The following is a 23,018-nucleotide window of genomic DNA, read 5'->3' on the forward strand; positions in this document are numbered from 1 at the left end:
ACGATTGCATAAGTATAAGTCCTGGCTTTCTTTTTTTACGGCCTGATAATTTGATACTTCGCTGCAACTTGACCTTTTCACTTCATTTCAACCCGTCAATTCCCACCCCATATGCTACAAAAAATACCCGTTTCCGTTGGAGCCAAAGCGCCCGGCCGGTCTGGCTTTTTTCGGCGAGCTACTCCCCGGCTGCTCACCTGCCTTTCGCTGCTTCTGCCCGGGCTGGCCTGGGGTCAGGTTCAAACCCCCACTACCATCACGCCCATTAGCCTGGGCACCACGGCGTACACGCAGGATTTGAACACGCTGGCCAACACGGCCACCAGCTCGACGCTGCCAACGGGCTTCGGCTTTGCGGAAACCAACGTTGGCACCGGCAACACGGCCAACACCACCTATACCGCCATCACCATCAGCGCCACGGGCTCGGGCAGCTCCGGCACCGGCGATACGTACAGCTACGGGAGCGGCACCACGGCCACCACCGACCGGGCTTTTGGCAGCGTGCGCAGCGGCACCCTGGCCCCGCAGTTTGGCTTTGGGTTCACTAATACCACCGGGGCCACCATCACCAGTCTGGTGGTGAGCTACACCGGCGAAACGTACCGCCTGGCGGGCTCGGCTACTCCCCGGGGCCTTTCCGACCGCCTGGATTTCCAATACAGCACCGATGCCACGTCCCTCACCACCGGCACTTTTACGGATGTGAACGCCTTGGATTACGTGGGCCCGGTGAATAACGTGACCACCAGCACGGGCTACGACGGCAACGACCCGGCCAACCGCACGGCGGTGACCGGTAGCATTACCGGGCTGAGCATTGCGGCGGGTGCCACCTTCTACATCCGCTACGTTGATTTCGACGTGTCCGGGGCCGATGATGGCCTGGCCATTGACGATTTTTCGATAACAGCGTCTTCCGCCGTGGCGTGTAACGCCGCGTTCAGCTACAGCAACGCTTCGTACTGCGCCAGTGGCACCAACCCCGTGCCGACGGTAACGGGTACGGCCGGCGGCACCTTCACCTCCACTACGGGCCTGACCCTTGATGCCACCACCGGCGCTATCACGCTCAGCAGCACTACGCCCGGCACCTACACCGTGACGTACACCGTAAGCCCGACTTGCAGCAGCACGGCTACCGTTTCGGTATCGGGCTCGCAGTCGGCCACCTTCAGCTACGGGGCTACGGCCTATTGCCGCACGGTGACGGCCAGCCAGCCGGTGGTATTGGCCACGGGCAGCAGCGCCGGCACCTTCACCTCCACCACCGGCCTGACCCTTGATGCCACTACCGGGGCCATTACCCCCTCGACTTCCACGGCCGGCACCTACACGGTGACCAACACCGTGGCGGCTTCGGGAAGCTGCGCGGCGGCTACGTCTACCACCACGGTAACCATCACGGCGCAGCCTACGGCCAACATTGGCTACGGGGCCAGCAGCTACTGCACCACCACCACGGGCAGCGTGGCGCTGGGCCTGGGCACGGGCAGCACGCGCGGCACCATCACGACGAACCCCACCACAGGCCTCATCATTGATGCCACCGGGGCCATCACGCCCTCGACTTCTACGCCGGGCACCTACTTCATCACCAACACGGTGGCGGCCAGCGGTGGCTGCGCGGCCGTAACGGGCGGCACCACCGTAACCATCACCGCACCGCAGACGGCCGGCTTCAGCTACGGCGCATCGGGCTACTGCACCAGCGTGACGGGCACGGCCACGGCCACACTGGCGACGGGCGCAACGGCCGGCACGTTTACCTCGACCACGGGCCTGACGCTGAATGCCAGCAATGGCACTATCACGCCCTCCACTTCCACGCCCGGCACCTACACCGTGACCAACACCGTGGCCGCCAGCGGCGGCTGTGCCGCTACTACCGGCACGGCTACGGTTGTCATCAACGCGGGTACGACGGCCGCATTCGCCTACTCGGGCGCAACGTTCTGCCTGAGCGGCACCGACCCTACGCCCACCGTTACGGGCACCACGGGCGGCACGTTCTCCTCCACCGCCGGCCTGAGCATTAACGGCACAACCGGCGCTATCAGCCTAGCCAGCAGCACAACCGGCACTTACACCGTGACTTACAGCGTGGCCGGTGCCTGCGCCAGCAGCAGCACCGCCACCGTTACGCTGAGCACAGCGCCGTCGGCCAGCTTCAGCTACGGCGCGGCTTCGTACTGCACTTCCGGCACTACGGCCCCGGCCCCGGCTTTCGCCACGGGCAGCAGCGCCGGTACGTTCTCCTCTACCACCGGCCTGAGCATTGATGCTACTACCGGCGTGATTACCCTCGCCAGCAGCACGCCGGGCACCTACACCGTGACCAATACCATTGCGGCGGCCGGCGGTTGCGCAGCGGCTACGGCCACGGCCAGTGTGACCATCGTGGCTCCGGCTACGGCGGGCATCAGCTACGCGGCGGCGGGCTACTGCACCACGACCACCGGTGCGGTGGCCGTGAGCCTGGGCACGGGCGCTACGAGTGGCGCATTCACGTCGACCACCGGCCTGACGTTGAACGCCACGACGGGCGCGATTACGCCTTCGACTTCTACGCCCGGCACTTACACCGTGACCAATACCGTAGCCGCTAATGGCGGCTGCGCCGCCGTAACCGGCACTACCACGGTCACCATCACGGCCGCGCCGCTGGCCAACATTGGCTACGGGGCCAGCAGCTACTGCACCACCACCACGGGCAGCGTGGCACTGGGCATTGGCACGGGCAGCACCCTGGGCACCATCACGGTGAACCCCACCACGGGCCTGACCATTGATGCCACCGGGGCTATTACACCCTCAACTTCTACGCCCGGCACCTACTTCATCACCAACACGGTGGCGGCCAGCGGTGGCTGCGCGGCCGTAACGGGCGGCACCACCGTAACCATCACCGCGCCGCAGACGGCCGGTTTCAGCTACGGTACTGCGCCCACCTTCTGCGTGAGCAGCGGCACCAACCCCAGCCCCACGCTAGGCACGGGCGCGACGGCCGGCACGTTTAGCTCCACCACGGGCCTGAGCATCGCCGCCAACGGTACCATCACGCTCTCGTCCTCCACGCCCGGCACCTACACCGTGACCAATACGGTGGCCGCCAGCGGCGGCTGCGCAGCCGTGACGAGCACCGCCACCGTAACCATTGCCCCCGTGCCTTCGGCCGCCTTCAGCTACGCCAACGCGGCCTACTGTGCCAACGCGGCGGCCGCCGCAGCTACCGTGACGGGCGCTACGGGTGGTACGTTCAGCTCCGCCACGGGCCTGACGCTGAATGCCAGCACCGGGGCCATCACGCCCTCCACTTCCATGCCCGGCACCTACACCGTGACCTACAGCGTGGCCGGTACCTGCACGGCCAGCAGCACCCGTTCGGTGGTGATAAACGCGGTGCCGGCTACGCCGACCATCACGGTTTCGGGCACGCCGGGCACGGGGCTGCTGCTCACCTCCAGCGCGACTACGGGCAACCAGTTCTACCTCAACAACGTGCTGGTACCTGGTGCCACGGGCCAGACGTACCTCGTGAACTCCGGCACGCGCAACGGCTCTTACACCGTGACGACGACCAATGCCGCCGGCTGCACCTCGGCGGCCTCGGTTGCAACATCGGTCGTAGTGACGGCCGCCCGCTCGGCCGCCAACGGCCCGGAGCTCAGCCTCTACCCCAACCCCACCACCGGCCTGCTCCAGGTAGCCCTGACGGCTCCTACCAAGGCGCTGGAGCTGTCGGTGCTCAATGCGCTGGGGCAGCGGGTGCTGGTGCGGAACATGGCCGCCGGCGACCAGCACCTCGTGCTCGACCTGTCGGCGCTGCCAGCGGGCGTGTATGTGCTGCAAGGCCGCACGGCTGATGGTGCCACGGTGCGGCGCTTCGTGCGGGAGTAACTGCTCCTGACCGGTTAAGAAAGGCCTGCCTGCGCGGCGGGCCCTTACCCAAAACTCAAACGCCCTTTCGGCCATGCGGCTGGAAGGGCGTTCTTGCGCGGTTGCTTATCCGGCTTGCTGCTTTTCAAACAGGCTAAGCCCGCGAGAAAGGACCTTGGCATTGTCCGGGGAAAGCCGGAAAAGTTCTTAAGCAAAAAGCCAAGCCAGGGGTTCCGGCTTGGCTTTTTGCTTAAATTGATGACAACGTGCGTGGGCAACCACAACCCAGCGCGGGGCATCCTTCGCCGAATTACTTCCCTTTCACCGTTAGGGTTCCGCTGCCCATGGCCGGCACGCCGTCCAGGCTCAGGCCCTCGGCCACGGCCTGGAAGGTGCCGCTGCCATCGGCGGTGAAGAAGTGCAGCTCGGCTTCGCCCTTGGCATTGGTCCGCACGATGGGGTTCCAGTACAGGGTGCTAATGCGTGGGTCGGCGGGCGGGTTGGTGAGCAGGGCATTGTAGCGGGGCTGGTAGAACTCGCGGGTTTCGGCGAAGCCAGCCATTTTCACAATGGCGATGCCCGGCGCGGGACCTTTGTCGGCCCCTTTGTAATTGGGGTCGGCGCGCTTGGTGTAGATGGCAATGGCCCCGCCCCCGCCGCTGCCGCCAAAAATAGCAGCCTCGGTGCCCTTGAATACTTCCACCGACTCAACATCGTTGGCCGGCATGTTGGCAATGAAGTCGATGTCGACCTTTTGCCCATCCAGGATAAAGAGCGGTGTGCCCGAGTTCCGAATCTGGACCGACAGGTTAGGAGCCTGGCCCGTAATCACGAGGCCGGCCACGCGGCCTTGCAGCAGCTGCAGCACGCTCAGTCCCGACTGTGCGGACGGAATATCGGTGAAGTCGATGACTGTGCCGCCCGTGGCCCCATAGAGACGACGGGGGTCGTCGACCGGGATTTTTATGCGCTTGGCTGTCACGGACACGTTGCCCAGGTTCACGGTGCGCATAGCGGCGCGTTCGGGGTGCAGGTCCAGCTCGGCGGACTGGGCCTGGCGGCTGCGGCGCACGAAGGCCGCCACCCCGGCCGGGGCCGCCGCCAGCGAGGGCAGCGGCGGCAGTATCTGGGCGGGCACCGCAGGGCCTTCATCGGGCCGAATGAGCACGTTGCTGCCGCCCTGCGACCGCCGCGCCTGGAGCGTGATAACGGCCGTATCGACCACCGGAATGCCCACGAAGCTAAAGTGGCCGGTGGCGTTGGTGGTGCCGGTGGTGATGTTCTTGGAAGGCCGCGTTTGCAGGAAGGTCAGCTGGCTATTGGGGATGGGGCGGTTGCCGTGCTCGCTCACCACCTGGCCCACCAGGCTGAGGTCGTGCTCAGGACTGAAGCGCACTACCGGGGCCTGGCCAGCCAGCACCTGCTTCCACACAAAGCGCCGCCAGCCCTGGGTGAGCAGCAGGTCGTCGAGGGTCAGCAGGGTGCCGGCCGAGGGATTGCGGAAGTAGTAGCCTGGGTTCTCCACGTAGCCCACCAGGTCGGAGGTCAGCAGCAGGTTCGAGGCGATGGTTTCGGCATTGGGGTCGAGGGCGCTGAGGCCGGCATCGCTCACGCCGAGCGAGAAATTGGTGGCCACCGGCTGGCCGGCGGCATCGGTCACGCGCACGGCCAGCTGCACCGGCATGTGCGGCCCGTAGCTGGGCTGGTCGGGCGTGATGCTGATGCGCAGCCCGACCGGGCCGTTCTGGGCAAACGCCAGCCGCTCGCACTGCGGCGTGCCCTCCGCATCGAACAAGGTGAAATGCACGATGCCGTTCGGGTAGTTTTTCTTGGGCATGCGCCACGCGGCGGGCACATCGCCGGCCAGGGTGCGGGAGCCCGGGTAGGCCACTACGCCGCGCACCTGCGTCATCAGTTGCACGGGGCCGGGTGCGGGCGCGCCGCCCACGCCCCGGTAGCGGGCCTCAACCAGAAAATTCTCGCCCCCGTCCACTACGTGCAGGGTGTAACCGCTGGGCTGCACGGCGGGCAGCGGGTAGTCGGTGGTGCTGCCGTCGGGCAGGGTGAAGTGGGCGTGGTAGCGCTGGCCGCTGCCGGGCACGAAGGCAAAGCGCCCCATGCCCGCGTGCCGGCTGCTAAAGGCGGGCACCACCACGGCATTCTTGTCATTGAGAATCTGGCCGCGCACGTCGAGGCTCCGGCCGCTGGCATCGGTGGCTTTGCAGGCCACCACGGCGGGCAGGCCCTCCACGAGGTAGCCGCCTTCGGGAAAAAACTGCACATCGGGGCGGGCGGCGGCGGCGGCCCGGGCGCGGGCAAAGGCCGTGGCGGGCACGGCCGCCACCCGCGGCTCCGGGCCAATGGGCGAAGCCGGCCACACGCTCAGCCGGCGGCTGTACACGAACTCGTCGCCGGCGTTGCGCATCCAGTTGGTGTAGGCGCGCAGCACGTAGGTGCCGGCGGCGAGGGTATCGGCAATGGTGAGGTCGCCGCTGGCGCGGCCGCCCTGCAGGCGCAGGGTGCGGCGGGCCACCACCTGGCGCTCGGGCGAGAGCAAATCGACGTGCAGCACTTGGTTGAGCGAATCCAGCTCGTGGCGGGAGGCATCCACCACGTAGGCGCTGAACCAGATGGTTTCACCAGTGCCATACACCGGCCGGTCGAGGTGCAGGTATACCTTTTCCTGCCGGGCGGCGGTGTAGAACTCGGCCACCTGCCGGGCAATGCGCGGCAGCAGCCCATCCTCGGGCGGGCGCAGCCGAAACGCGGTGAGACCAATGGCAACGGCGAGCCCGGCGGCCAGCATTCCTTTTTGCGCACGCACTACTTTCATGGTTGAATTCAGTCGAAAACCGCCGGCCCATACGCACGGGCCGGCCGCTAGATTACCGCACAAAGATGGCGACGGCATGAAGCGCCAGCCCGCACGAGTGCCCCGTTTGGGGGCAGCAAGCTACTCGCCAGCGCGCTACCGCCGGGATTTTAGCGGCCTGTTGGGCAAAAAATCGGTACTCTTGTAATAGATTTGGCCTGCTGAAGATTCCCCGGCGGCTCCGGTGGCCACGGCGGTAGCGCCCCCGCGCCGCCCGCATGGCCAACGCCGCGCCGCGCCGGGGAACCATTCAGCCCGATAATCCGGTAGTTAGCCGGGAGCCAGTGGCTCCGGCGGCGGCCGCCGATACTTGTACTTCCTTACCCTACGCGCTTGGACCCCGTCACCATCAAGGATATCGCGCACGCCCTGAACCTGTCGACCTCGACCGTGTCGCGGGCCTTGCGCGACAGCTACGAAATCAGCCCCGAAACCAAGCGGCTGGTGATGGAATATGCCGAGCGCCTCAACTACCGCCCCAACCCTATTGCCCTCAGCCTGAAGGGCAGCAGCAGCAAGGCCATTGCCGTCATCGTGCCCCAAATTGCGAATAACTTCTTTTCGCAGGCCATCAACGGCATCGAGGCCATTGCCTACAACCGGGGCTACCACGTCATCATCTTCCAGACCCATGAGAGCTATGAGCGTGAAATAGCCAACGTGCAGCAGGCCGTGTCGCGCCGCGTGGATGGCCTGCTGCTCTCGCTTTCCAGCGAAACCTCCGATGTGGCCCACCTCAAGGCGCTGGTCGACCAGGGCATGCCGCTGGTGCTGTTCGACCGCGTGGCGGCCGGGCTGGACGTGACCCAGGTGGTGGCCGACAACTTTGGCGGAGCCTACGCCGCCACTTCGCACCTGCTGCAAACCGGCCGGCGGCGCATTGCCCACCTCACCATTCCGCTCTACCTCAGCATTGCGCAGGAGCGGCTGGCCGGCTACCGCGCCGCGCTGGAGCAATACGGCGTGCCCTTCGATGAGAACCTGGTGCGCTACGGCACCTTCGGCCCCGACGAGGCCGGCACCCTCGTGGACGAGCTGCTGGCCCTGTCATCGCCGCCCGACGCGTTCTTCACGGCTAGCGACCGGCTGGCCCTGGGCTGCCTCGGCGCGCTGCGCCAGCGGGGCATCGACGTGCCCGGCGAAGTGGCCCTGCTCAGCTTCACCAACTCGCAGTCGGCCCACTTGCTGAACCCGCCGCTGAGCACCGTGACCCAGCCGGCCCAGGAAATCGGCCAGCTTGCCGCCGAGCGCCTCATCGAGCTCATCGAGCGCAAGCACAAGAGCACCGGCCCCAGCGTGATGAAGCTGCCCACCACCCTGGTCGTGCGCGAGTCATCAAACCCGCTCCCCAAGCTTGTTTGAGTTAAGAGTTAAAAGGGAAGAGTTGAAAAGGCCCACTGGTATCACCATACGGGCCTTTTCAACTCTTCCCTTTTAACTCTTAACTCAGTTATTCGTGCGCGCACTTGGCGGTCAGGCTCACGTTGGCATCAGTGTACACCAGCAGGTAGTTGCCCTTTGCCAAGTTGCCGAGGTTAACCGGCGTGGAAACGCCGCCCACTGCGGGCGTGAGCGTGGCCACGCGCTGGCCCACGAAGTTGTAGACCGTGAGGCGGGCTTCGGGGCCGGAGCGCGGGTGTTCCACAGTCAGCAGTTCGGCGGCGGGGTTCGGAAACAGGTGCAGGGGCTCCAGCACCGCACCGGTGGGCTTGGTGGACGTTGCCACGGCCACGATGCCGTTGAGGTAGTTTTCGAGGTTGGTATAGCCGTTGGCGGCAATGGCCTGGCGGTCGGCGGCGCTGTTGGGGTTGAGGCCGTTGGCCAGTTCGTAGGTGTCAGTCATGCCATCGTGGTCCGAGTCGGCGGGCGCGGGGCCGCAGCTGAGCGTGGGCCACGCGCCCTGCGAGGTGGCGATGGGCGTGTGGGCCGGAAAGCCGCCCTGCACGTCGATGAGGCCGCCGGTACGGTTCTGCACTTCGGTGATAATGCGCTGGTCAATGGCATCGCGCACGGGCAGAGTGCAGCCCACGCCTTGCAGCACCGAAGCATAGGCATCGGCGGCGGTCTGAGTGTTCAGCGGGGCAATGTTGAAGGGCGTCAGGGCTTTCGACTGCACGGTATCGGCCAGGGTGCCGCCCTGCATGGTGGCTCCTTTCCAGTTGGCATTCGTGACAATCGGGTTGCCGTCCACGTAGTTGCCGGCCAAGTAAATCTGGGCGTAGGGCAGCAGCGGCGCGGTAGTTTGCTTGTAGGGGTTCACCACTTTGGAGCGGGAACTGGTGCTGGTACCCGATGACGGCCCCCACTTGTAGTAGTTATTCACCATGTTATAGTTGCCACCCTCGCCGCCATACGCGTTGTTCGAGCCCCAGTCGTACAGCACGTTATTGCGAAAATCACAGTTTTCCGAGCCGATGGCCGCGCCGTAGCGGGTGCCGTTCCAGCGCGGGGCGCGGCTGTTGACGTGGGCAAACAGGTTGTGGTGAAACGAGGCCCGCCGGCCGCCCCAGATACCGCCGTAGCCATGGCGCTCGTAGTCGGGGTCGCCCGTTTCGAAGTGGTAGGAGTAGTTCAGCGGCTCCGAGATGAGGTTCCATTGTAGGGTCATCGAGTCGGTGGCCGCGCCGTAGAAGGTGAAGGCTTCGTCCTCGCTCCAGCTCATGGTGCAGTGGTCCACCACAATGTTCTTGTGGTCGATGCCATCGAACGCATCCTCGTCGCCGTTGCCATTCACTTTCCCGATGCCGGTTTGCTGCGGGTACCGGTCGCCGAGGCGGAAGCGCACAAAGCGCACGATGACGTTGTCGCCGGTTACCTGCACCTGGCGGTCGGCCAGGCAAATGCCGTCGCCGGGGGCGGTCTGCCCCGCGATGGTGGTATTGCGCGGAATGCTCAGGCGCGCCGTGAGGTGAATGGTGCCGCACACCCGAAACACGATAGTGCGGTACGCCGCCGTAGTAGCCGACTGGCTCAGCGCGTAACGCAGCGTGCCCTGCGTGTTGGTATCGGCAAGGCTGGTAACCTCATACACCGTGGTGGGCGTGGCCGCCCGGCCCCGGCCACCGCTCGTAAACCGCCCCGCCCCTTCCACACCGGGAAAGGACAGTTGCTGGGCCTGCACCGGCGCGCTGGCGGCCAGCCCGGCTACCACGGCCACGAGGCCCAAGCTAACCCGCGCCGCCGACCGGCCGGATGCAAAACGAAGCGAAGAAAATCGGGCGGAGAATAAAGTCATTGCGGGATATTTGGGAGTCCGATGGAGAATAGCCGAAGCAGCGCCGCTTTTCACTAGGCACGGCCGCCCGACAATTCGGTATAATAATATTACGTCCGCAATGGCCCGCAATATGCTTGCAAGGCCCTTTTTATTCGCGCAATCGTTGCCGGGAACGATGTCACCCGGCACGCCTCTACGCAAAACGTCCTGCTTCGGGGCCGAAGCAGGACGCTCTGTGCAACTGCGCGTTGCGCTATTCTTTCTCGAACACCGCCGACACCCAGCTGCGTAGCGTGCGGTGGCGCTGGTAGCGCAGGCCGTGCTTGCTGGCCTCGGCCTGAATTTTGGGCAGGTCTTCCTCGTAGAAGCCGCTGAACAGGATGGGCCGGCCGCTGGGCAGCAGACGGGCGTACTCGTGCATATCCTCCAGCAGCACGTTGCGGTTGATGTTGGCCAGAATCAGGTCGAAAGGTTCTTCATTGGCAAGGGTTTCCACGCCACCCAGGCGGCACTCGATGCCGTGGCACTGGTTTTCGGCGGCGTTGTCGCGGGCGTTTTCCACGGTCCAGGGCTCGGTGTCCACGGCCAGCACCTGGCGGGCCCCCAGCATTTCGGCCATAATGGCCAGGATGCCGGTACCGGTGCCCATGTCCAGCACGCGCAGGCCTTTATGGCTCACATCAAGCTGGTTTTCAATCATCAGGGCCGTGGTCTCGTGGTGGCCCGTGCCGAAGGACATGCGCGGCATTATCACAATGTCGTAGTCTACGCCGGCCGGCTCGGGGTGGAACGGGGCGCGCACCGACACCCGCTCGGCAATGATGAGTGGCTGGAAGTTCTTCTCCCACTCGGCATTCCAGTTCTGGCGGGTAATGACGCGGTGCGAATGGCTCAATTCGCCCTGGCCCTCGTAGCGGCTCATGATTTCGGCCACCGCGTCGGGGTTGAATACGTCTTCGGTGGTGTAGGCCTGAAAGCCCGCGTCGGTGTCCTCAAAGGTGTCGAAGCCTACTTCGGCCAGCTCGGCCACCAGAATGTCGGCCAGCTCGCGCGGGGCTTCGACGGTCAGTTCAATAAAATCCACTTGGTTGGGTTATGAGTTAAGAGTTAGAAGTTAAGAGTTGAAGGTTGGTTGTCGTGAATCGAAGCCAAATGGCAGCTCAACTCCTAACTCTTAACTCCCTCAATTGGTCTTGCAGCCGGCGAAGGAGCGCACCGTGGTGTAATGAATGCTGAAATCGGCGCGGCTGCGGTCGGTCACCACTAGCAGCACATAGTCGGCGAAGTCGCGGGCCGGCGCATCGGCCCACAGACCCGGCTTATCGGCAAACAGCTTGTTGTTTTCCTTGAAAATCAGCACATCGGCAAAGGCTTCTTCCGGCTCTACGTACACCGTGCCGTAGCAGTAGCTGCGCCGGCCGGGGTCGGTTTCGAGGTACACCGAACCGTAGATTTTGCACGGCTCCAGCGGGCCGGTGGCCGGACTTTTGGCGGGCAGCAGTGCCAGCAGGAACGTGAGGATGAAGGAGAGCATTCGGGAAGGGTTGGGTTTTGAACGTTGCGGGTTGAGGGTAGGATGTCAAATGCAATGCCGCGTTGCGCGTTCAACTCAACACTCAACCCTAAAAATTCAACCCTTCTTTAAAACGACTGGATAATCGTCATGAAATCGGCCGCTTTCAGGGCCGCGCCGCCGATGAGGCCGCCGTCCACGTCGGGCTGTGCGAACAGCTCCTTGGCGTTCTGCGCGTTGGCCGAGCCGCCGTAGAGAATGGTGGTATTGAGGGCGGCCTGCGCGTCGTAGGCGCGGGCAATCTGCTCGCGGATGAAGGAGTGGACTTCCTGCGCCTGGGCGCTGGTGGCAGTGCGGCCCGTGCCAATGGCCCAGATGGGCTCGTAGGCAATCACGACCTGCGCAAACTCCTCGTTGCTGAGGTGGAACAGGCCGTCGGTGAGCTGCTTGCCGATGTAGCTGAACGTCTCGTCGGCCTCGCGGGTATCCAGCGACTCGCCCACGCAGAAGATGGGCTTGAGGCCGGCGGCCAGGGCGGCTTTCAGCTTCTGGCCCAGCAGCTCATCGTCTTCGCGGAAATACTGGCGGCGCTCCGAGTGGCCCAGAATCACGTATTCGCAGCCCACCGAAGCCAGCATTTTGGCCGAAACTTCGCCGGTGAAGGCCCCGCTTTCTTTCTGGTGGCAGTTCTGGGCACCGAGGTGGAAATTGGAGGACTTGGACAACTGCTGGCCCACGCCGTGCAGGAACGGGAACGGCGGGCAAATCACGACGATGGGCGCGGAGGCCGAGCCCGCTTCGCCGGCGAGGCCCGTGATTTCGCCTACCAGGGCCAAGGCCTCGGGGTAGGTCAGGTTCATTTTCCAGTTGCCGGCAACAAGTTTTTGGCGCATAATCGGGCGGGTCAGGTATGGGGGTTGGGACTACCCGCAAAGCTACGGGCCAAACTGCCGGCTGCGCACCCACGCAGCGCCACGCGGCTACTCGGTGGCGCGCATGGCGTTGCGGGCGGCAATTTCGGCCTCAGCGGCGGCAGCGGCTTCGTCGCGCACCTGCCAGGGCGTTTTGCGGCCGCCCAGCCGCGAGAGCACCACGCCCGCAATGGCCACCACCGTCGCGCCAATCAGCGCGGCCCAGCCCAACTCGGGCACTTCGCGCAGCCGCACCACCCACACGGCCACCAGCGCCCAGGCCACCACCAGCGGAAACACCATGTCGCGGAACACGCGGCTCATAATCAGCCCTAGGGCGACCACCACAAAAATCAGCCCCAGCGTGAGGGTCACCGAAGCGCCTTCGGCCGTTTGCCAGCCCAACTGCCGCAGCCCGATGGTGATATTGATGACCGAAGCCACCGAAATCCAGCCCAGGTACAGCGACAGCGGCACGCCCGCCAGCGCCGGGGCAGCATCAGCAAAAATGCGCCGCCGCGCCCGTCCGTAGGCCACCACCAGACAGCCGAGGATGAGCAGCATCACGCCCACACTGGGCAGAATCATTTCGTTGGCAAACAGTACCACCCAGGCCCCCGTAGCCAGGCTGGCCAATGTGAGGGGCTTGGCCAGGGCATCGGGCAGCGAGATGCGCCGCTGGGCTGGCAGCAGCTGCCACACCGCATAAATGGTCAGGGCCAGGAAAATCAGCCCCCAGATGCTGAACGCGTAGCCCGCCGGCGTGAGCAGCGTGGGGTACTTCGCCGAAACCATGCCCATCGTTTGCCCGGCAAAGGGATGGGTGTTCGAATAATAGTTGAGGGCAATGTTGCCGACGATGGCCAGAGCCGTTAGCCAGCGCCAGAGTCGGCCCGTGCCCGACCGGTTAGCGGCAGCGTAGTGGTCCGGAGGCGTTGTAGCGGTGGACATAGTCGCGGGGGTGGGGTGAGAGGGGCGGCGAACTTACGTATTAATCTTTATGGATGGTTCTACGTTTTTTAGTCGGTCCTGATCCAGGCTTCGCGTTCCGCACCCACTGTTCTACAGACCAACGCCTTGGCCGGTATTCGGCTCACCAAACTGCCTTGGCGGACCCTGGCTGTATCAGGCCGCAAAGTATTGTTCAACTAACTCATCGGTCAATTCCCGTTTCAGCGTTTGCCCGTTGCGGGCTGGCGGGAATGCATTCCGACAAAAGCCCGCCATGCGCTGAAAGTCATACAGCGCATGGCAGTAACCATTGATGAGCAGGGCCGCCGCCGTACCGGCCACGTCCCAAAACACCTGTACCATCACCGGCACCTGCCGGTCCGCTACGTTGGCTACATCGTAGATATGCAGCGCATCGAGCAAATCCATTGGGCTGCCCGGACGGACGGCATATAAGTAGCCCGTCGTGCCATCATCCTCAAACACCACACCTATCGAGCCGGCCGCCGATGTGCTATCGATAAAGGTATCGGGCGTACCAATCGTAATTTTTGCTTCGGCACCGAGTTGCATGTCAGTAAAGCTTAGGAAACCTTTTCCGCCAGGAAGCGGGCCGTATGGTTGGTGTCTTTCAGCTTCACCATGTCTTCGGGCGTGCCTTCGAAGAGCAGGTGGCCGCCATTCAAACCGCCTTCGGGGCCGAGGTCGATAATCCAGTCGGCGCACTTAATGATGTCCACGTTGTGCTCGATGATGAGCACGGAATTGCCCTGCTCGATGAGTGCATTTAGTGCGCCCAGCAGCTTGGCAATGTCGTGGAAGTGAAGGCCGGTGCTGGGCTCGTCGAAGATGAACAGAATTTTATCGTGTTGAAGGGTAGCGCCTTTGGTGAGGAAGCTGGCCAGCTTCACGCGCTGGGCCTCGCCGCCGCTCAGCGTATTGGCCGACTGCCCGAGGCGGATGTAGCCCAGGCCCACATCCTCCAGCGGCTTGAGGCGCTCGGCCACTTTGGGCTGGCTTTTGAAGAACTGGACGGCATCCGAAACCGTCATTTCCAGCACGTCGTCAATGCCCTTATCCTGGAATTTGATTTCCAGAATGTCCTGCTTGAATTTGTGGCCGCCGCAGCCCTCGCAGGTCAGGTAAATGTCGGCCATGAACTGCATTTCGATTTTCACCTGGCCTTCGCCTTGGCACACTTCGCAGCGCCCGCCGTCCACGTTGAAGCTGAAGTGCGACGGTTTCAGCCCCCGCGCCTTGGCCAACGGCTGCTCCGAAAACAGCGTCCGGATGGCATCGTAGGCCTTCACATACGTCACCGGATTCGAGCGCGACGACTTGCCGATGGGGTTCTGGTCCACGAACTCGACGTGCGACACCTGCCCGTTCACGCCGGTAAGGCGGTCGAACTTGCCGGTGCTTTCGCCCACGCCGCCGCCCAGCATCTTCATCAGGGCCGGGGCCAGAATACGCTTGATGAGCGTGGATTTGCCCGAGCCCGATACGCCGGTTACCACCGTCATCACGCCCAGCGGCAGCTTCACGCTCACGTTTTTGAGGTTGTTCTCGCGGGCGCCGGTCAGCTCCAGGGCGTTGCGCCAAGGGCGGCGCACTTTGGGCACCGCCACTTCCATTTTGCCGCTCAGATAGAGGCCGGTGTAGGTTTCGGTGTCTTGCAGCAGCTCCGCCATGGTACCCTGAAACATGAGGTTGCCGCCGCCGCTGCCGGCTTCGGGACCAATGTCGATAATCTGGTCGGCGGCATCCATCATCTTCTCCTCGTGCTCCACCACCACCACGGTATTGCCGAGCTGCTGCAAGGAGCGCAGCACGCCGATGAGCTGCTCCGCATCCTTCGGGTGCAGGCCGATGCTGGGCTCATCCAGCACATACATGGAGCCCACCAGCGCCGAGCCCAGCGACGTGGCCAGCGAAATGCGCTGGCTCTCGCCGCCACTCAGCGTATTGCTCAAGCGATTCAAGGTCAGGTAGCCCAGACCCACGCGGTTGAGGTAGCCGAGGCGGTTGGTGATTTCCGTCACGAGGCGTTCGGCCACTTTGGCGTCGTGCTCGTTCAGGCTCATGTTCTCGAAGAACGTCAGCGCGTCGGAGATGGGCAGCAGCACGATATCGGCAATGCTGCGGCCGTCGATACGCACGTATTGCGCGTCTTTGCGGAGGCGGGTGCCCCGGCAGTCGGGGCAGGTGGTGCGGCCCCGGTAGCGGCTTTGCAGCACGCGGTACTGGATTTTGTGGGTCTGCTCGCTCACCCACTTGAAGTAGGAATCGAGGCCCTGGAAGTGCTTGTTGCCGGTCCAGAGCAGGCGCTGCTCGGCCTGGCTGAGGTCGTTGTAGGGGCGGTGAATGGGGAAGTCGAAGCGGATGCCATTTTTCAGCAGCGGCTTCAGCCACTCGCCCTGCTTCTCGGTGCGCCAAGGCGCAATGGCCCCTTCGTACACCGTCAGGCTCTTGTCGGGAATCACCAAATCTTCGTCAATCCCCAGCACCGAGCCGAAACCCTCGCAGGTCTGGCACGCGCCGTAGGGGTTGTTGAAGGAGAAAAAATTGACGCTGGGCTCCTCGAAGGTGAGCCCGTCGAGCTCGAATTTATCGGAGAAAGTGCGGGTTTCGTCCCCGTTCAGATGCAGCACGCAGGTACCGTGGCCCTCAAAAAACGCGGTTTGCACCGAGTCCGACAGGCGGAACAACAGGTCCTCATCATCGGGGCGCAGCACGGCGCGGTCCACCATAATGTAGACGTCGCCCTTCACTTCGGGCTGGCCCTCGCCTATCAGGTCCTCAATCTGGGAAGTCACGCCACCCACCACCACGCGGCTGTAGCCTTTTTGCAGCAGCAAATCCAGCTCCTTGCTCATGGCGCGCGTCTTATCGGCGCGGTGCAGCGGGGCCAGAATCATGGCCTTCGTGCCTTCGGGCCGGGTGGCCAGAAAATCGACCACGTCGGCCACGTTATCCTTGCGCACCTGCTCGCCGCTGACGGGCGAAAACGTGCGGCCCACCCGCGCAAACAGCAGCTTGAGGTAGTCGTAAATCTCGGTGCTGGTGCCCACCGTCGAGCGGTTGTTCTTGATGCTGACCTTCTGCTCGATGGCGATGGCCGGCGAAATGCCCCGGATGTAATCCACGTCAGGCTTGTCCATGCGGCCCAGAAACTGGCGAGCGTAGCTACTCAGGCTTTCCACGTACATGCGCTGGCCTTCAGCATACAAGGTATCGAAGGCGAGACTGGATTTGCCTGAGCCCGAGAGGCCCGTGACGACAATGAACTGGTTGCGCGGCAGGGCCACGCTGAGGTTTTTGAGGTTGTGAACCCGGGCGTTTTTGATGAGGATGAATTCGCGGGGGTCGAGATTATCAATGGCGTTGTCGGCGGGGGCCGAAACCTGCAAAGCGTCTTTTTTGGGCATAAACGAACTAACAGCGGAGAGGGGCCGGAAGGTTTCGGCCAAGGACATTTGCTGCGGGTACGAAGATACGGCCGGGGCGCAGGGGGATGGATACATCTTAATCCTGACTGAGTGCCTAACATTGCAGCCCACTTCGACCCGACTACTAATGTCTCCTTCCAGTCCGATTGCTGCCATCTACCAGGTTTTGCAGCATGTACAAGCCACTGCGCAAATCAATGCCAGCATTTTTCGCAAAAACGAAGCCGCTACCCGAGCCGCACTTATTGACCCCGTACTGCGGGCATTGGGTTGGGACACAGCCAATGTGCAGATGGTAGAGCCCGAGAAAACCCTCAGTAACGAATTGCGAATAGACTACTTATTGAATGACCCCACGGGAAAGCCTTGGGTAGTTGTCGAAGCCAAATGCCTCGATAGTAGCCTCGACAAATACGGCTATGTAGGCAAAATCCTGGGATATGCCCTGACGCTGAACGTTCAAACCGTTTGCATTACCGATGGCATTACTTGGCATCTGCACACTCATTTGCAGCACGGTAAATCTGAACCCATCGTATTCTCACTATCGGAAGATGACTTGCTGCCGGCAGCCAATGAGCTTATTCGTTGGCTCGATGCGGCTCAGAGTGGCCACGGGATTTCAACCCAGCAAATTGCTCAAGCCGCTCTGACGAGCCCTGAACCAGCCGCCGCTCCAAATAAAGTTGCCAAGCCGCTGCCGAAACTTAAGAAGCTAAAATCCGAATCGGCTAATTTTGTAGAAGTGAGTCAGTTGAAGTCGCTGGATTTACCCGCTGGTCAGAAACCCAAACTGTTGCGGCTGCCCAATGGAAGCGTCAAGCCAATAACTGTTTGGAAGGATATTCTACTGGAAGTTTGCCGGCTGGTGCTGAAAACTAATCCAAATTTGTCGATTCCTTTTCCAGATAAGGCAGGCAAATCCCGCTTCATGTTTTCGAACAATAAGCCCGAAAAAGGCTCTAGTTCGCTAAGCACTTATAAAGGCAAAGCTGTTTTTATTGGCACCCACTATAATGCATCGGATTGCCTTGCTAATGCGCTTTACGCATTGCAACAACTGCCCCCAAACCAAAAAACGACTACGCTTGCCGTGAGTTTCTAGGTGCGATAAATTGGAAAGTAAAATCTTTTATTTTTCATCATTTAGAAATTTGTCTAATTATCTTCGTACACTTGTAATGTCATTCACCTCGCCCCTATGAACCCGCTGACCTGCGCCCTCCTCACCGCCGCCGCGCTGCTGAGTTTTCCCAGCCTCGCCCAAAATGCACAGGCCAGCCTTACCGGCGACTGGGCGGGCACGCTCGGGCCGCTGGAGTTTACCGCCCACCTCACGGACCCGGCCGGCGGACCTCGCACCGCCACGCTGGATATTCCGGCCCAGCACGCCAATGGACTGGTCATGCAGTTCACCGCCCCCACCGACAGCGTGTACCTGCGCCTGCGCCAGCCAGCCGCACAATTCGCCGGCCGTCGCTCGGCCGATGGGCAGCAATTGACTGGCGAGTGGCAGCAGGGCCTGCGCTCGTTCCCGCTCACGCTCACCCGCGCTGCGGCCGGCGCTACCAAACCCGCCGCCGCGCCGCGCCCCCAGACGCCGCAGCCGCCCTTCCCCTACCAGTCGGCTGATATCACCTTTAAAAACGAGAAGGCCGGCATCACGCTGGCTGGCACCTACACCGTGCCCGCCGACATGGGTCCGTTTCCGGCCGTGGTGCTGCTCACCGGCTCGGGGCCGGAGGACCGCAACGAAACCATCCTCGGCCACCAGCCCTTCGCCGTGCTGGCCGACTACCTCACCCGCCACGGCATTGCCGTGCTCCGCTTTGATGACCGCGGCGTGGGCCAGAGCGGCGGCACGCTGGCCGGCACCACCAGCGCCGATTATACCACTGATGCCCAGGCCGCGCTGGCATGGCTGCGCGCCCAGCCCGGCATTCGCAAAAACCAGGTGGGCCTGCTGGGCCACAGTCAGGGCGGCACGGCGGCCATTGGGGCGGCTATTCAGCCGGCGGGGCCGGATTTCCTGGTGCTGCTGGCCTCCCCGGCCCTGCCCGGCGATGAGTTGATTGTGCAACAGTCGCTGGCCCTAGCCCGGCTGCAAACTTCAGATGCCGCCCAGCTGGCAACTACCGAGAAAATGCAGCGCGCCATGACGCAGATTGTGCAGCAGAACCCCGACAACGCCCAAGCCCGCACCAAGCTGCTGGCATACTATAACGGGATTAATCCGCAGCTAGCCGCCCAAATGGAACCGCAATTAGCTATGGCTACCTCGCCCGACTACCGCCACCTGCTGGCCGACCGCCCCGCCCAAACGCTGGCCAAAGTGAAGTGCCCGGTGCTGGCCCTCGGCGGCAGCAAGGACCGGCAGGTGCCCGCCACCGCCAATCTGGCCGCCACCACCGCCGGCCTGAAAACCGCCGGCAACCGCGACGTAGCCGTGCGGGAATTGCCCGGCCTCAATCACCTCTTTCAGACGGCCCCCACCGGCAGTCCGGCCGAGTATGGCACCATCGAAGAGACGTTTGCGCCAAGCACATTGGCCATCATTGGCGACTGGATTACCCTGCACACCAAAAAATAACGCCCCCCTACCTTCTGCTTATTGCTTGCTCAATGGCCGCTCCGCAAGGGCGGCCGTTTGCATTAGGAAGCAAGCCAATAAGCAGAAACCTGCAATTGAAGTAAAAAACATTTGTTGTACTTTTCGACCCCCATTTAGCTCCAAATCCCGTTATCTACTCGTTTTATATTTTGATTCCATGATAAGATTATTACTTGCCATCCTGATTTTTCTGGGTTTTACAGCCCAAATAACGGTTACGGCCATGGCCGCGCCGCCCGCATCCGCCCCGCTCAACGGCCAGTGGAAAGGCCCACTGAAGCTACTCGGCGGTGAAATCACCCTCATCATTACCATCGTGCCGCTCACCAACGGCACGTACTACGCCGCCTTGGATGCGCCCCAGCAGCGCATCAGCCGCATGCCGGTGGATGTGGTGCTGAAAGACGACAACCTGACCCTGCGCATCGAGCAGGCCGGCAGCAGCTTCGTGGGCAAGGTGCTGGAGGACGGTGCCACGCTCAGCGGGACTTGGAAGCAGCCCGGCGTGACGGCCCCCATGGTGCTCACGCGGGCAGTAGCCTCTGCCCAGGCCGTCACCAAGTTCAAGGCCACGCCGCCCTACCGCGAGTCCGACGTCACGTTCACCAACCCCGCCACCAAGAACCGGCTGGGCGGCACGCTTACCATCCCAGCCGGAGAGGGGCCGTTTGCGGGCGTGGTGCTGCTGTCCGATTCCGGCCCGCAAACCCGTGACGTGGACGTGAACGGCTACCGCATGTTTGGCCAGTTGGCCGACTACCTCACCCGCCACGGCATTGCCGTGCTACGCTTCGATGACCGGGGCGTGGGCAAATCGACCGGCAGCTACGCCAGCGCCACCACCGCCGATTTCGTGACCGATGCCCAGGCCGCCATGAGCTTTTTGCGAACCCAGCCGCTGGTGGCGGCCCACCGCGTGGGCCTGCTCGGGCACGGCGAAGGGGCCAACGTGGCGCTACTGGCCGCCGCAGCGCCGGGTCGGGCGCCGGCTTTTGTGGTGTCACTGGCCGGCTACGGGCAGTTGGGCAATGAGGTACTGCGCCGCCAGCAGGGCGAAATCATGCGCCTGATTGGGGCCGACCCCTCGCAGGTGAAAGCCGCCCAGGACGTGTACCAGCGCACGGTGGACGTCATTCGCCAAACGCCCGACAACGGGGTGGCCCGGCCCAAAGTGGCCTCGCTGCTGCTGGGGGCCAACATGGGCATCGACGCGCTGATGGCCCGCGCCCGCGCCGTGCAGCTCACCTCGCCGTGGTCGCGCTATTTCTTCGATTTCGACCCGCAAGCCAAGCTGCCCAACGTGCAATGCGCGGTGCTGCTGCTCAATGGCACGTCCGATTTGCAGGTATCGGCCAAGCGCAATATGACGCCCCTCTACAAAGCCCTACGCCACGCCAAGCGCACGGCCGATGAATACAAGCTCGACGGCATCAACCACTTATTCCAGCCCGCACCCAACCAGTGGCCCATGATAAACGGCACCCAGCAGGCAATTTTCTCGCCCGAGGGGCTGAAGCTGATTCATTCCTGGGTGGCCCAGGAAACCCGCCCGCCCGGCGACCCGCTGCCCGTGACGGTGAAGCGCCCCGCCGCCCAGCGCAAGGCCAGCCGCACACCCAGCATCAGCAAGGCCCGCAGCTAACGGACTCGGTAATTTGGCATTGCCGCCATTTTGCCTATACTTGTTTTTGCAAACCGCGCGGTCTTTCCGTTTCCGGCGGTTTGCGGCTACTTCCCTACGCTCTCCTACCCGATGGCTGCTCTACCCCCGCCGCGCCCAGGCTGGTCCTGGCTCAATTCCCGTCCTATCCGCTGGGTTCGTCATTATTTTGGCTATTCGCGGGGCGAAGCGCGGGGCATGATGGGCATTTTGCTGCTGATGCTGGGCTTCATCATCGCGCCCATGCTCCTGCGCCCGGAGCTACCAAAGTATCTGCCCGCTGCCGACCAGAAAGGCCTGAACGAGTTGGCCGCGCAGCTCAAAGAGCACCGCGCCACCGACCAAACCTACGCCAGCCGCTACCCCAAGCGGGAATACAAAAAGTTTGAGCGCAGCGGCTCGCGCTACCCTGCCGTGCCCCAGGTACGCCTCACGCCCTTCGACCCCAACGCCCTCACGGCCGAAGGCTGGGAGGCGCGGGGCGTGCCGCACTTCGTGGCCGCCCGAATTGAAAAATACCGCACGGCATCCGGCGGCTTCAAGGCCAAAGCCCAAATCAAGAAAATGTATGGGCTGGAAGATTCCGTATACCAGCGGCTGGCCCCGTTCATGCAGTTGCCCGATGAGGCACTCAAGCGCGACTATGCCGCCAACCGGCCCGGCCCCGATGGCAAGTTTCCGCCCTTCGCCAGCGCCGACGGCGCGCCCGCCAAATTCCCCCGCAAGCCCCGCAACCTCCAGCCCTTCGACCTGAACCTGGCCGATACCACGCAGTTGATGCAGATTCGCGGCATCGGCTCGGGCCGGGCCCGGTGGGTGGTGAAGTACCGCAACCAGCTCGGCGGCTACTTGCGCGAGGACCAACTGGACGAAATATTCGTGCTAAAAGACGCGCCCGACCTGCGCGACAGCCTGCGGAAATACACCTTCGTGGCGGTCAATTACGCCCCCAAAACGGTGAACGTGAACACCGCCAGCTTCGACGAAATGTACCTCCAGCCCTACATCGGCAAGCCCCGGGCGCGCATCATCGTGGCCTACCGGCAGCAGCATGGTCCCTTCAAAACGGTGGAGGATTTGAAGCAGATTCCCATCCTCAAGCCGGCTGATTGGGAAAAGATGCGGCCCTACGTGCGCTGCGAGTAGCGGGCTGCTTTGGAATATTTTCTCAAAAAAGAGGGGGCAGTAAGTAACTATTAGGAATGGTAGTATCGTAGTAAGTGGTTGAACTTAGTGAGCCTCAACGGCCGCGCTGGCTCAACCTATTGGGACCCGCACGGTTACCCCATAGCCACCTCCTACTCTCTTACCATGACGGATAACTTCACGCCCGATTCGGCCGCGCTGCCCGACGGCCCAGTTCCCAGCGACGGCCGCCGCTCGTTTATCAAACAAGCTGGTGGTCTGCTGGGCCTCGCTTTGGCTCCGCCGCTCATTAGCCAGGCCGAGCGCCTCACCGCCATGTCGCGCAAAGTGGAGGGCGTGAGCGAGATGCGCCTGAAGGTGAACGGCACCCTGCGCACCATCCAGGCCGAGCCCCGGGTGACGCTGCTCGACGCCCTGCGCGAGCGCCTCGACCTCACCGGCTCGAAAAAAGGCTGCGACCACGGCCAGTGCGGCGCCTGCACCGTGCTGGTGGACGGCCGCCGCGTGAACAGCTGCCTAACCCTGGCCGTGATGGCGCAGGGCAAGGAAATCACCACCGTGGAAGGCCTCGCCAAGGGCGAAGAGCTGCACCCGCTGCAAGCCGCCTTCATCGAGCACGACGGCTTCCAGTGCGGCTACTGCACGCCGGGCCAGCTCATGTCGGGCGTGGCCTGTCTGAAAGAAGGCCACGCCAAAACCGACGCCGACGTGCGCGAGTGGATGAGCGGCAACCTCTGCCGCTGCGGGGCCTACCCCAACATCGTGGCCGCCATCCGGCAGGTGGAACAAAGCGGATTTAAATCTTAACC

General features: G+C 63.1%; 15 protein-coding genes. 7 read left to right on the top strand and 8 right to left on the bottom strand.

Annotation, left to right across the window (positions count from 1 at the left end):
• The first annotated feature begins 111 nt into the window (after positions 1-111).
• Positions 112-3,900, top strand: a complete 3,789-nt coding sequence (locus ACVWYF_RS04880; protein WP_457065215.1) for a beta strand repeat-containing protein — start codon at positions 112-114, stop codon at positions 3,898-3,900.
• 289 nt (positions 3,901-4,189) lie between these two features.
• Here ACVWYF_RS04880 and ACVWYF_RS04885 read toward each other — a convergent pair whose 3' ends face one another.
• Positions 4,190-6,712: an MG2 domain-containing protein gene (locus ACVWYF_RS04885; RefSeq protein WP_457065217.1), complete on the bottom strand. Its 2,523-nt coding sequence runs from the start codon at positions 6,710-6,712 to the stop codon at positions 4,190-4,192.
• Positions 6,713-7,084: 372 nt separating this feature from the next.
• Between ACVWYF_RS04885 and ACVWYF_RS04890 the strand changes: the two genes are divergently transcribed.
• Entirely contained in the window at positions 7,085-8,113 is a 1,029-nt protein-coding gene (locus tag ACVWYF_RS04890; protein WP_457065219.1) for a LacI family DNA-binding transcriptional regulator, read from the top strand.
• Between the two features lie 88 nt (positions 8,114-8,201).
• On the opposite strand, the gene ACVWYF_RS04895 is transcribed toward ACVWYF_RS04890, so the two are convergent.
• The 7 genes from ACVWYF_RS04895 to uvrA all read right to left on the bottom strand — a co-directional run bounded on the left by ACVWYF_RS04895 (position 8,202) and on the right by uvrA (position 16,771).
• Positions 8,202-9,986 (bottom strand): T9SS type A sorting domain-containing protein, encoded by a 1,785-nt coding sequence (locus ACVWYF_RS04895; protein ID WP_457065221.1) that lies wholly within the window; start codon positions 9,984-9,986, stop codon positions 8,202-8,204.
• Between the two features lie 235 nt (positions 9,987-10,221).
• On the bottom strand, positions 10,222-11,052 hold the full coding sequence (gene prmA, locus ACVWYF_RS04900; protein ID WP_168671167.1) for a 50S ribosomal protein L11 methyltransferase: 831 nt from the start codon (positions 11,050-11,052) through the stop codon (positions 10,222-10,224).
• A 99-nt stretch (positions 11,053-11,151) separates the two neighbouring features.
• On the bottom strand, positions 11,152-11,502 hold the full coding sequence (locus tag ACVWYF_RS04905) for a DUF6150 family protein (RefSeq protein ID WP_457065223.1): 351 nt from the start codon (positions 11,500-11,502) through the stop codon (positions 11,152-11,154).
• Between the two features lie 107 nt (positions 11,503-11,609).
• Complete coding sequence (gene tpiA, locus ACVWYF_RS04910; RefSeq protein ID WP_457065225.1) at positions 11,610-12,374, bottom strand: triose-phosphate isomerase; 765 nt, start codon at positions 12,372-12,374, stop codon at positions 11,610-11,612.
• Positions 12,375-12,461: 87 nt separating this feature from the next.
• Positions 12,462-13,343 (bottom strand): hypothetical protein, encoded by an 882-nt coding sequence (locus ACVWYF_RS04915; RefSeq protein ID WP_457065227.1) that lies wholly within the window; start codon positions 13,341-13,343, stop codon positions 12,462-12,464.
• 174 nt (positions 13,344-13,517) lie between these two features.
• Positions 13,518-13,916: a DUF2251 domain-containing protein gene (locus tag ACVWYF_RS04920; RefSeq protein WP_457065229.1), complete on the bottom strand. Its 399-nt coding sequence runs from the start codon at positions 13,914-13,916 to the stop codon at positions 13,518-13,520.
• An 11-nt stretch (positions 13,917-13,927) separates the two neighbouring features.
• A complete protein-coding gene (gene uvrA / locus ACVWYF_RS04925; RefSeq protein ID WP_457066497.1) occupies positions 13,928-16,771 on the bottom strand; it encodes an excinuclease ABC subunit UvrA in 2,844 nt (947 codons plus the stop codon).
• Between the two features lie 148 nt (positions 16,772-16,919).
• Here uvrA and ACVWYF_RS04930 point away from each other — a divergent pair, with 148 nt between their 5' ends.
• From ACVWYF_RS04930 to ACVWYF_RS04950, 5 genes are all read left to right on the top strand, one after another.
• Positions 16,920-17,897 (top strand): hypothetical protein, encoded by a 978-nt coding sequence (locus tag ACVWYF_RS04930; RefSeq protein WP_457065231.1) that lies wholly within the window; start codon positions 16,920-16,922, stop codon positions 17,895-17,897.
• Between the two features lie 96 nt (positions 17,898-17,993).
• Positions 17,994-19,382, top strand: a complete 1,389-nt coding sequence (locus ACVWYF_RS04935) for an alpha/beta hydrolase family protein (protein ID WP_457065233.1) — start codon at positions 17,994-17,996, stop codon at positions 19,380-19,382.
• A gap of 178 nt (positions 19,383-19,560) precedes the next feature.
• Positions 19,561-21,045 (top strand): alpha/beta hydrolase family protein, encoded by a 1,485-nt coding sequence (locus ACVWYF_RS04940; RefSeq protein ID WP_457065236.1) that lies wholly within the window; start codon positions 19,561-19,563, stop codon positions 21,043-21,045.
• Positions 21,046-21,156: 111 nt separating this feature from the next.
• Positions 21,157-22,209 (top strand): ComEA family DNA-binding protein, encoded by a 1,053-nt coding sequence (locus ACVWYF_RS04945; RefSeq protein WP_457065238.1) that lies wholly within the window; start codon positions 21,157-21,159, stop codon positions 22,207-22,209.
• 165 nt (positions 22,210-22,374) lie between these two features.
• Positions 22,375-23,016, top strand: a complete 642-nt coding sequence (locus ACVWYF_RS04950) for a (2Fe-2S)-binding protein (RefSeq protein ID WP_457065240.1) — start codon at positions 22,375-22,377, stop codon at positions 23,014-23,016.
• Positions 23,017-23,018: the final 2 nt, after the last annotated feature.

The sequence above is a fragment of the Hymenobacter sp. UYAg731 genome, from assembly GCF_054061335.1.

Excerpts from the sequence above, each read along its gene's own strand:
- ACVWYF_RS04895 (WP_457065221.1), bottom strand. The coding sequence starts at position 9,986 with ATGACTTTATTCTCCGCCCGATTTTCTTCGCTTCGTTTTGCATCCGGC.
- ACVWYF_RS04880 (WP_457065215.1), top strand. The coding sequence starts at position 112 with ATGCTACAAAAAATACCCGTTTCCGTTGGAGCCAAAGCGCCCGGCCGG.
- tpiA (WP_457065225.1), bottom strand. The coding sequence starts at position 12,374 with ATGCGCCAAAAACTTGTTGCCGGCAACTGGAAAATGAACCTGACCTAC.
- ACVWYF_RS04950 (WP_457065240.1), top strand. The coding sequence starts at position 22,375 with ATGACGGATAACTTCACGCCCGATTCGGCCGCGCTGCCCGACGGCCCA.
- ACVWYF_RS04905 (WP_457065223.1), bottom strand. The coding sequence starts at position 11,502 with ATGCTCTCCTTCATCCTCACGTTCCTGCTGGCACTGCTGCCCGCCAAA.
- ACVWYF_RS04940 (WP_457065236.1), top strand. The coding sequence starts at position 19,561 with ATGATAAGATTATTACTTGCCATCCTGATTTTTCTGGGTTTTACAGCC.
- ACVWYF_RS04930 (WP_457065231.1), top strand. The coding sequence starts at position 16,920 with ATGTCTCCTTCCAGTCCGATTGCTGCCATCTACCAGGTTTTGCAGCAT.
- uvrA (WP_457066497.1), bottom strand. The coding sequence starts at position 16,771 with ATGCCCAAAAAAGACGCTTTGCAGGTTTCGGCCCCCGCCGACAACGCC.
- ACVWYF_RS04885 (WP_457065217.1), bottom strand. The coding sequence starts at position 6,712 with ATGAAAGTAGTGCGTGCGCAAAAAGGAATGCTGGCCGCCGGGCTCGCC.
- ACVWYF_RS04935 (WP_457065233.1), top strand. The coding sequence starts at position 17,994 with ATGAACCCGCTGACCTGCGCCCTCCTCACCGCCGCCGCGCTGCTGAGT.
- ACVWYF_RS04915 (WP_457065227.1), bottom strand. The coding sequence starts at position 13,343 with ATGTCCACCGCTACAACGCCTCCGGACCACTACGCTGCCGCTAACCGG.
- ACVWYF_RS04920 (WP_457065229.1), bottom strand. The coding sequence starts at position 13,916 with ATGCAACTCGGTGCCGAAGCAAAAATTACGATTGGTACGCCCGATACC.
- ACVWYF_RS04945 (WP_457065238.1), top strand. The coding sequence starts at position 21,157 with ATGGCTGCTCTACCCCCGCCGCGCCCAGGCTGGTCCTGGCTCAATTCC.